At 70.6% G+C, this 3,054-nt stretch carries 2 protein-coding genes; one reads left to right on the forward strand and one right to left on the reverse strand.

Annotation, left to right across the window (positions count from 1 at the left end; genetic code table 11):
* On the forward strand, positions 1-560 hold a 560-nt coding region (gene rfaE2, locus B8460_RS10250; protein ID WP_048861503.1), incomplete at its 5' end, for a D-glycero-beta-D-manno-heptose 1-phosphate adenylyltransferase.
* Positions 561-593: 33 nt separating this feature from the next.
* On the opposite strand, the gene B8460_RS10255 is transcribed toward rfaE2, so the two are convergent.
* Positions 594-3,054 (reverse strand): glycosyltransferase family 9 protein (locus tag B8460_RS10255; RefSeq protein WP_048861504.1); only part of this gene is annotated, 2,461 nt, incomplete at its 5' end.

A 3,054-nucleotide genomic window follows, 5' to 3' on the forward strand; every position in this document is an offset into this window, starting at 1 on the left:
GCGTCGCCGTGGGCAAGACCGGCACCGCGACGGTGAGCCAGACGGAGCTGATCGCGGCGCTGCATCGGCGCGAACTGCTCTCGCTCGACGACAAGACGGTCAGCCGCGACGACGCCGTCGCGCGCGTCGCGGAATGGCGGCGCGGCGGGGCGCGCATCGGCTTCACCAACGGGTGTTTCGACCTGATCCATCCCGGCCATGTGCGGCTGCTGAACAAGGCGCGCGCACGGTGCGATCGCCTGGTTCTGGGCCTGAACACCGATGCCTCGGTGCAGCGGCTGAAGGGGCCGACGCGGCCCGTGCAGGCGGAGATGGCGCGCGCGACGGTGATGGCATCGATCGGCGCGGTGGACCTCGTCGTGCTGTTCGACGAGGACACGCCGCTCGAACTGATCCGCGCGCTGCGGCCCGACGTGCTGTTCAAGGGCGCGGATTATGCGATCGACGAGGTGGTGGGCGGCGACGTGGTGCGCGCCTATGGCGGCGAGGTCGGGCTGATCGAGCTGGAGGAAGGGCACAGCACGACGAACCTGATCCGCCGGATGAACGTGCCCGCCTGAGACGTGCCCGCTTGAACCCGCGGCCGCGCCCGGTCAGGCGACCGCCGCGATTTCACCGATGGTGTCGGCCGCGACATCGGCGGCCGTCTTGCCGGCCGCATCCGGCAGCGCCGGTTGCCGGTCGGCCGCCGCGAGGGCGAGCAGCCGGACGCAGTGGCGATAGACATCGATCGGCTGGATCAGCGTCAGGCACGCGAGCTGGCGTGGACAGAGATCGGCCGCCGCGATGTAGCACGGGCTGCACGAGGTCGCCCGGTGCAGGGCAAGCGCGTCCGGCGCGGCGGGCGCCCACTCCACCGCATCGACGGTACCGCTGTGGATGCCGAGCGTCGGGATGCCGACCGCCGCCGCGATATGCTTGGGCCCGCTGTCGTTGCCGATGTAGAGCGCGCCGCGCGCCAGCAGCGCCGGCAGTTGTCCCAGCGGCACCGCGCCGACCACGCAGCCGATGCGGCCGGGGCGGTCCGCCGCGGCCTGCAATTCGGCCGCGATCTCCGCCTCGTCGGGGCCGCCGATCAGCAGCACGTTGACGCCCTCGCGATCGACGAGCAGCCGGATCAGGGTCGCGAAATACGGGATGGGCCATTGCTTGAGATCGTTACCGGCACCGGCATGCACATACACGACCGGCCGGCGGAACAGTCGCCGCAGCGAGGGCGTCAGCACGTCCCCGAGGTCGATCGTCGCCAGGACGTCGCCGCGGATCGGGGCGTGCGGCGGTTCCGTCGCGGCGGCGACGGCGTCCACCAGATGCACAAGATTGTCGGTGATGTGGTAGCGCTTCGCCTGCAGGTTCCGGTCGCCCTCCCACTCCAGCGCGACGTCGAGCCACGGGAACTGGCCCATATGGTCATAGCCCGCCAGCACGCGCGCCCCGGACGCGCGCAGCAGCTTGCGCGTGTCGAGATGCTTGCGCAGGTCGACGGCGATGTCGAACGCATAGGGACGCAGCTGCTCCGCCAGCGCCGCGATGTCCTCCTCGGTCACCTCGCGCCGGCCGAGCGCCGATTTCGCGTGAAAGAAGTTGAACTCGATGATCTCATCGATCGACGGTTCGAGCGCGCGGAAGGCACGCGCGGCGCTCGAGGCCAGCACCGTCAGCCGCGCGTCCGGGAAATGCCGGCGTAGCCGGCGTAGCGCCGGCAGGGCGGTGATGAAGTCGCCGATGTGATCGACCTTGACCGCAAGGATGCGGCGCACCTCCGCGCGCGGGATGATCGGCCCGCTGCTGAACACGGCCTGCAGCGGCTCGTCGCTCGGCGTCAGCCCGTCCTCGTCGTTCAGCAGGTTCGGGTTGAAATAGGGATCGCCCTCGACGAAGCGCGCGGCCCAGCGTGTCTCGAACGCCGCGGTGTCGAAGCGGTCCTGCATGCCCGCGCGGCTCGCCAGTTCGTGATGCACCAGCGTCGCATCGGGGGCGTAGACGACGCGCCGTCCCGACTCGGCCGTCCGCAGGTTGAAATCGAGATCGTTGTTGATGACGTCGTGCGCCTCGTCGAAACCGCCGAGCGCGTCGAACGTCGCGCGGCTGACCAGCAGGCACGCGCCGGTGACCGAACTGACGTCGCGTGGCGTCATCGCGAGCCCGAAATACCCGCCCTCCTCGCGGTCGAGGAAGCGGAACGCGTGCCGTGCCTGCCCCATGTTCGCGAGGAACATGCCGCCGTGCTGCAGCTTCCCGTCGGGGTAGAGCAGGCGCGCGCCCACGGTCCCGACACCCGGTTCGGACGCCGCGTCGAGCAGGCGGTCGAGCCAGTCTCCCTCGATCACCTCCACGTCGTCGTTGAGGAACAGCAGCCATTCGCCGCGCGCCTGCGCGACCGCGCGGTTGTTGAAACGCGACCAGTTGAACGGCTCCGCGATCTCCACCACGCGGTCGGCGGTGGCGCCGAGCCATTCCTTCCACTCGCTCTGCTCCGCCGGGATGTTGTCGATCACCACCGTCTCGAAGTCGCGGTAGTAGGTCCGCTCCCGCAAGGTGGACAGACAGGTGCGGATATGGCCGTGCGCCGCGCAGGTCGGGATGATGATCGACACCAGCCCGCGCGCCCGCGCGGCCGGCAGGAAGCGCCACGTGCCGGGTACCCGGCCGGGCACGGTCGATCCCGTCTGGCCGCGCCGGACCCGCATGGCCTCCAGCGCCGCAAGTTCCGCCGCGTCGGTGTCGAGGGCCGCCGCCTCCCGGTGCGCGAGCAGGCGCGGCAGGTGCGCGACATGCTGCGCCGCCTCGGTCACGCGCAGCACCAGGTCGTAATCCCCTGCGGTCACGAGATCCTCGGCGTCCAGCCCGCAGGTTCGCAGCAGCCGCCCCGTCGCCAGCCAGAATCGCCCGATATAGTTGGTCGCCGCCAGCAGGTCGGGCGACCAGCCGGGCTTGTAGAACGGCGTGCGTTCCTGCGTCGTCGGGTCGATACGGGACTCGTCGCAATAGACGAAATCCGCCGGGCGGTGGCGATCGAGCGCCAGCGCCAGTTCCGCGAGCGCGTCGGCGGCC

The sequence above is a fragment of the Acidisphaera rubrifaciens HS-AP3 genome, assembly GCF_000964365.1.
GTDB classification, from domain to species: Bacteria; Pseudomonadota; Alphaproteobacteria; order Acetobacterales; family Acetobacteraceae; genus Acidisphaera; species Acidisphaera rubrifaciens.